The organism is Sphingomonas sp. Leaf17 (genome assembly GCF_001421505.1).
Classification (GTDB): Bacteria; Pseudomonadota; Alphaproteobacteria; order Sphingomonadales; family Sphingomonadaceae; genus Sphingomonas.
In genome coordinates, this window is record NZ_LMKL01000006.1 from 394,564 (window position 1) to 400,593 (window position 6,030).

Sequence of the window (6,030 nt, forward strand, 5' to 3'; positions counted from 1 at the left end):
GCAGCAGCGAAAGGGCAAGTGATGGCGACGTTCGATCTCAAGCTGACCGGCGGGACGGTCCATACCCCCGGCGGACCGGTTCAGGCCGATGTCGGCGTGCGCGACGGGCGGATCGTGGAGATCGGCGCGCAGGGCAATGCGGGGCGGACGATCGACTGCACCGGCCTCGACATCCTGCCCGGCGTCATCGACACACAGGTGCATTTTCGCGAACCCGGCCTGGTCCACAAGGAGGATCTGGAAAGCGGCAGCCGCGCGGCGGTGATGGGCGGCGTGACCGCGGTGTTCGAGATGCCGAACACCAACCCCAACACCGACAGCGAGGCGGCGATCGCCGACAAGCTGGCGCGCGCGAAGACGATGTGGTGCGACCACGCCTTCTATGTCGGCGCGACCAACCACAATGCCGCCGACTTGGCGCGGCTGGAGCGGTTGCCGGGGACGGCGGGCGTCAAGATCTTCATGGGGTCGTCGACCGGCGACCTGCTGGTGTCCGAGGACTCGCAACTGGCCGAGGTGCTGGCGAGCGGCCATCGCCGCGTTGCTATCCATGCCGAGGACGAGGACCGGATGAACGCGCGGGCCGCGACTCACCGGATCGACGGGGATCCCGCCTCGCATCCAGTGTGGCGCGACGACGAGAGCGCGCTGATCGCCACCACGCGGATCCTGCGGCTGGCGCGTGCAGCGGGGCGGCGGATCCATATCCTGCACGTCACCACCCCGGCCGAACTGGAACTGATCGCCCGGAACAAGGACATCGCCACCTGTGAAGTCACGCCGCAGCATCTGACGCTGGCGGGTGAGGATGCGTATCCGCGGCTCGGCACCTGGGCGCAGATGAACCCGCCGATCCGCTCCGGCGCGCACCGCGACGGCCTGTGGCACTGGCTGAACCAGGGCGCGCCGGACGTGATCGGGTCGGACCACGCGCCGCATACGCGCGAGGAAAAGGCGCGGCCCTATCCGCAGTCGCCATCGGGCATGCCGGGGGTGCAGACGCTGCTGCCGCTGCTGCTCGACCATGCGAGCAAGGGACGGTTGTCGTTGCAGCGGGTGATCGAGCTGACCAGTGCTGGCGCGCAGCGGATTTTCGGGATTTCGGGCAAGGGGCGGATCGCGGTCGGCTACGACGCCGATTTCACGATCGTCGACCTGAAGGCGCGCTGGACGATCGAGGACAGCTGGTTGCAGTCGCGGTGCGGCTGGTCACCCTTTACGGGCGAGACGCTGACGGGCAAGCCGATGGGGACGATCGTGCGCGGGTCGGTCGCGATGTGGGACGGGGCATTGGGCGATGCCGCCACCGGGAGGCCGATCCGGTTCGAGTCGGTGGAATACGGCTGAGGGCATCCGTTCTCCGGCGAACGCAGGAGTCCCGCGACCCAAGGGATTCGCTGTTCGGCACTGGGTTCCGGCGTACGCAGGCACACGGGTATGCGTCGGGCGGCTTGTGAACCCTAAGCCGCCGCTTCTTGTGCAAGCCGGTCGAGCCACGCGCGGGCCTGTTTCGGTTCGCCGACCGCGCTGGCGCTGACAACACCGCGCGCGGCGAGGAACGCGGCGTGAAGCGCGAACGGCTCCATCAACAGGCGGTCGCGCATATCGGCGATGGTGTCGGCCATCTCCGACAGCGCGGCGATGGTCGGGGCGATCGCCGCGCGGGTCTTGCGATCCGCCTGATGATCGAACAGCCCCCAGTGCCCGGCGGCGGTACGTTCCAGCGCGGCGATCAGCGTCGCGCGATAGTCCGCCTCCAGGTCGATGCGCTGGGTGTCGAGGCGTTCGAGACGGTCTGCTTTGGCCATGGCCGTGCGGTGTAGGGGTTGGGCGCGCGGCGTCAATTGCGGGTGTGGAGGCGGAGAAGCGTCATTCGCCATGATCCATCCGTCATCCCGGACTTGATCCGGGATCCATGGCCGCGCGTACCGGACGTCGTGTCGTGGGAGGTGGCGCGGGCCGGATCAGCAGACGCGTCCGGGCTTCGTCGCGACACGGGCGAAGCCCGTGTCGTCGGTCGGGGCTTTGCCCCGCCGGCCGGGCTTGCCGGAGTCAGGCGCGTCGCGCCTGCCCGGCTGCGCCTAGAACGGCAACCACTTCGATTTGTGGCTGAACTTCATGTACCCCACGTTGACGCCCGCGCGCCAGCCGACGCCCAGCCGGACCGGGATCAGCACGACGTTGCCGCGCCGCAGATAGGTCGCGGCGAACCCACCGACGAGGTACAGCCGCCCCTCCGCCGCCGGGAAGCGCTTGAACAGCTCCTCGGTGTCGTAAAGGTTGTAGACCAGCACGAAGACCTTGTTCGCGTCGCCGCCGACGTCGAACCCGACCGACGGGCCGGTCCAGTATACGGGCTGCTGCCCCTCCACCTTGTGGGTCATGATGCCGGAGCCATAGCGCAGCCCGACGACGAACGCGCCCGACGCCTCGCGCCCGGCGATATAGGCGTTGGGCTGGCCCTGTTCCTTCAGGATCTTCTCGATGATTCCGCCGAAGCCGGCCGCCCCCTTGCCGAACACGTCCTCGCCCGCGCCGATCAGGTCGTCGCGCTTGAAGGTGTCGGCCGCCTGCGTGGTCGCGGTGGCGCGCTGCTCCGCCTGCGCCTGCTGCACGGGCGTGATCGGGGGCGGCGCATCGGTGTCGACCGGGACGGGTTCATCGCGATAGGCGGCGGGGGGCGGATTGTCCGCCGGCGGCGGCGTGGCCAGATCGCCATCGACCGCACGATTCGGGTCGATCGTCCGCACCTGCGCCTGGACGACACCACCCGGGATCATGACGGCCAGCCCCAGTCCCAGCCCCAAGGCTCGCCATATTCCGCGCATCGTCCACACTCCCCCGGGGGCACCCCGATCCATGTCCTTAACCGGCACCGGGCTTAGCCTGCAATGAACGCCGCCGAAGGCCATGTCGATTTACGACGATCCGCACGCCACGCACGGTTGATCGCCGGGGATCCCCCCGCTATAGGGCTGGCTTGCGCTGCTACCGGAGACGTGGGTGAGTGGCTGAAACCAGCGGTTTGCTAAACCGCCGTACCGGGTTTACTGGTACCGAGGGTTCGAATCCCTCCGTCTCCGCCAATCCCACTGCCGCAGTACCCGATTGACGGGTTATCAGCACCGGTGTGGCGTATTTTACTTTTCCAAAAAGCCAGTCCGGCTATCGGACGAACGTTTCTGTCGACAGAATCGGCATTGATTCCATCAGACCACGATAATCGCGTGCATGCGCAAACAGCATCATTCCAATAATGTGGGAACCACCGTGATCCGGTCCGCGGTCTTCCATGATGAAGACTGGAGCGGGCGAAGGGAAATCAGCCGTGGCACCATTTGGAGCCGCTCCGCTGACCGCCTCAGCACGGCCTCGCAAGCGTTCGGTGATGGCCTGTATAGTGGTGGGCTGGTCGAGCTGATCGGGGGATCGGACGGCCCGGCTCTNTGTGTAGACGGTCTGTGGGGACAATCTTGGCGCTGGACCGTCGCTTAGACGGTTTTGCGAGGACTTCCAAAGGCTTGGAAGTCGCTGGAGCGGGCGAAGGGAAATCAGCCGTGGCACCATTTGGAGCCGCTCCGCTGACCGCCTCAGCACGGCCTCGCAAGCGTTCGGTGATGGCCTGTATAGTGGTGGGCGCGTCATGTGGTTCGATGGTGGCTGTGGCCTCGTCAGTGAGGTCGAGGGGATGATTCATGGGCGACGCTTTCAAGGACGGTTGCGATCACGGCCACGACGACGATGCGTGCGCGATCTGTCGTGGGGAGTCGCTTGATCCCGGATTCGTCGCGTGGCTCGAACAGGCGGCGGCTCAGCCGGGTCGTGTGATGACTGCTGAGGAAATGGTCGAGTGGGTGCGCTCGCTGTAATCAGGCGGCTTGCGCCATATGCTGCTTGAGGCGGTGGACGGTCGCGACACCGACTTTCAGCTTCTTGGCCGTGGCGTTGATGCTGACGCCCTTAGTGAGGGAGCGTTTGATCCGCTCGACCTTCTCGGGGTCGAGAGGCGGTCGCCCAGACCGCTTGGTGGTGCGGCTGAGCCCTGCCATGATCCTGCTGCGGATGAGTTCGCGCTCGAAGTCGGCGAACACGCTGAGCATGCCGAACATGGCGCGTCCGCTGGGCGTCGAGGTGTCGAGCGCCTGCTGGTGGAGATAGAGGTCCACGTTCTTCGCGTTGATCTCAGTGAGGAAGCCGACGAGGTTCTGGAGGGAGCGTCCGAGCCGGTCCACGGCCCAGCTTGCCACCATGTCGATCTCCCGGCGTGCCACGGCCTTCATCAGGGCGTCATAGCCGGGGCGCTTGTCGCGGCCTTTGGCACCGGAGATGCCATGGTCGGTAAACTCAGCGACCACCTCCCAGCCGTTCCGCTCAGCGACGGCGACAAGCTCGCGGCGCTGGTTCTCGGTGGTCTGGGAGTCCTGCGAGACACGGGTGTAGATGGCGATGCGCTTGGTCATTCCAGAAGGACTCGCTCCAGTTCTGGAATACGTCAAGTAGTTCATTTAGTTCGACTATTTTCCGTTTCAGTGGGAGCATCGAGCCTCATTGAACAGGAGGTCATATGGCACGCACGCCCATCTTGAACGAGAACCGCATCGTCATCGGCTATATCGAGGAGCAGGGTGGCGGGAAGCAGAAGGCGCTCAACCGCAATGCCATGCTGCTGGGCTATTACGACCCGAGCACCAACAGCACGCTCAACGCCAATCGCATGAAGGTTGGCACGGGCAACCAGTTGTCTGCCCTCATTGAACGAGCGCAGTGACGGCTACACCGCCAGCGTGAACATGGTCTTGTTGATCTCGTCGAGGGGCAGGCGGTTGATGAGGGCGCGCTTGTCGGCAGGGTCGATGGGAAGCCATTGCAGGCAGTCTTGGGTGTCGCCGACGATGACGATCTGGGCAGGTGCGCCGTGCTCACCGGCATACCAACCGGGATAGATCACTGAGAGGCCGAAGTCCGGGGTGACGGCCTCGAAGCAGGCGTGACCCTCGACCCGCTCGACCGCGCACTGGACGCCGTTGAGGGTGAAGCTCGGGCAAAGCCCCTCGCCGGTCAGCATGAGGTCGATGAGGCCGGGGCAGCCAGTGAGCGGAATGGACGTGGGCATGCCCGTATTTAGTGGTGCCGGTTGCTTTACGTTCTACCGCTGACCACGATGCCGCCCTCGGGGGAAGGGGAAGATCAATGGCGATGCCGTGGGAGCACCATCACCAGATTGTCGTTGAGACATACTCAGCGCGCAAGGCTGGCAGCAAGTTCGAGGTTCGCCTGCGCCCTATCGAGGGGCAGATGTTCCCGCAGGACATGCAGGTGCAATGGTCGCGTAAACTTCGCGACGCACATCGGGTTGGAACCCGCTTCCGTATCTGGGTGAAAGAGTCCGACCGGAAGGGCGGGACCGCTTTCCTACAGTCGCCTTGGCAGTGGCCCTATGAGGTGGTCGAGTAGGCCAACCGCCCACGCCTGTTCCTCAATCAACCGGTTGTGGAACGGTCGAAAGTGCGATGCCGGATCGACGGAAAACCGGGCCGTTCGAGCGGGCGAAGACGGGCAGGTTTCTGGAACGCCCACCATGTCCGCTCGCCGTTCCATCGGGGCTGTCGCCCGAGCATCAGGTTGGCAGCAGTCGAGCAGGCAACATGGCCTCGTCGAGGTGAACTTGTCGTGCTCCACGAGGAGCAGCGATCTGGGTCGGCACCCGTGGTGTCGAACCAGTGAAGCTGTTCGCGGTGGGCGCGGACGGGACCGCCAGAGCGGGACCGGCAAGGCCGACGCCTCGACTGACAGTATGATCGCTCATGTCGAACGGTGCCGCGCTTCGCCCGTCCCCGGCCCTTGCCGCTCGCTCGCCCCTTGCTGGCGCGGCACGAGGCCGCACCATCAAGCGTCGAACCAGCACCTGCGGGCAAGTTCATGTGGTCGAGGTCGAGGTGAACCAGCACCACCCTCTGCCATCATGTCCGAACTTAACCTTCTACTATTAGAGAGTTTCCTGCGGACATTCGCGGGAGATGATTGGAACGG

7 protein-coding genes and 1 tRNA gene are annotated in these 6,030 nt (G+C 65.3%); 4 read left to right on the plus strand and 4 right to left on the minus strand.

The genetic code is table 11. The features are described 5' to 3' along the window. Positions 1-21 precede the first annotated feature (21 nt). Entirely contained in the window at positions 22-1,347 is a 1,326-nt protein-coding gene (locus tag ASE75_RS10905) for a dihydroorotase (RefSeq protein ID WP_055933238.1), read from the plus strand. A gap of 113 nt (positions 1,348-1,460) precedes the next feature. On the opposite strand, the gene ASE75_RS10910 is transcribed toward ASE75_RS10905, so the two are convergent. Together ASE75_RS10910 and ASE75_RS10915 are read right to left on the minus strand one after the other, a co-directional pair. Then, a complete protein-coding gene (locus ASE75_RS10910; RefSeq protein WP_055933241.1) occupies positions 1,461-1,808 on the minus strand; it encodes a hypothetical protein in 348 nt (115 codons plus the stop codon). 273 nt (positions 1,809-2,081) lie between these two features. Next, positions 2,082-2,828, minus strand: a complete 747-nt coding sequence (locus ASE75_RS10915) for a DUF1134 domain-containing protein (protein WP_055933244.1) — start codon at positions 2,826-2,828, stop codon at positions 2,082-2,084. A gap of 165 nt (positions 2,829-2,993) precedes the next feature. On the opposite strand from ASE75_RS10915, the gene ASE75_RS10920 reads away from it, so the two are divergent. After that, positions 2,994-3,086 (plus strand) — tRNA-Ser (locus tag ASE75_RS10920). A gap of 609 nt (positions 3,087-3,695) precedes the next feature. Then, positions 3,696-3,869 (plus strand): hypothetical protein, encoded by a 174-nt coding sequence (locus ASE75_RS15490; RefSeq protein ID WP_156340387.1) that lies wholly within the window; start codon positions 3,696-3,698, stop codon positions 3,867-3,869. On the opposite strand, the gene ASE75_RS10925 is transcribed toward ASE75_RS15490, so the two are convergent. Further along, the gene (locus tag ASE75_RS10925; protein ID WP_055933247.1) at positions 3,870-4,460 is read right to left on the minus strand and encodes a recombinase family protein; all 591 of its coding nucleotides are present in this window, start codon (positions 4,458-4,460) and stop codon (positions 3,870-3,872) included. 104 nt (positions 4,461-4,564) lie between these two features. Between ASE75_RS10925 and ASE75_RS10930 the strand changes: the two genes are divergently transcribed. Continuing rightward, positions 4,565-4,768 (plus strand): hypothetical protein, encoded by a 204-nt coding sequence (locus tag ASE75_RS10930; protein WP_055933250.1) that lies wholly within the window; start codon positions 4,565-4,567, stop codon positions 4,766-4,768. 3 nt (positions 4,769-4,771) lie between these two features. On the opposite strand, the gene ASE75_RS10935 is transcribed toward ASE75_RS10930, so the two are convergent. Next, positions 4,772-5,113 (minus strand): hypothetical protein, encoded by a 342-nt coding sequence (locus tag ASE75_RS10935; RefSeq protein WP_055933253.1) that lies wholly within the window; start codon positions 5,111-5,113, stop codon positions 4,772-4,774. Between the last annotated feature and the right edge of the window lie 917 nt (positions 5,114-6,030).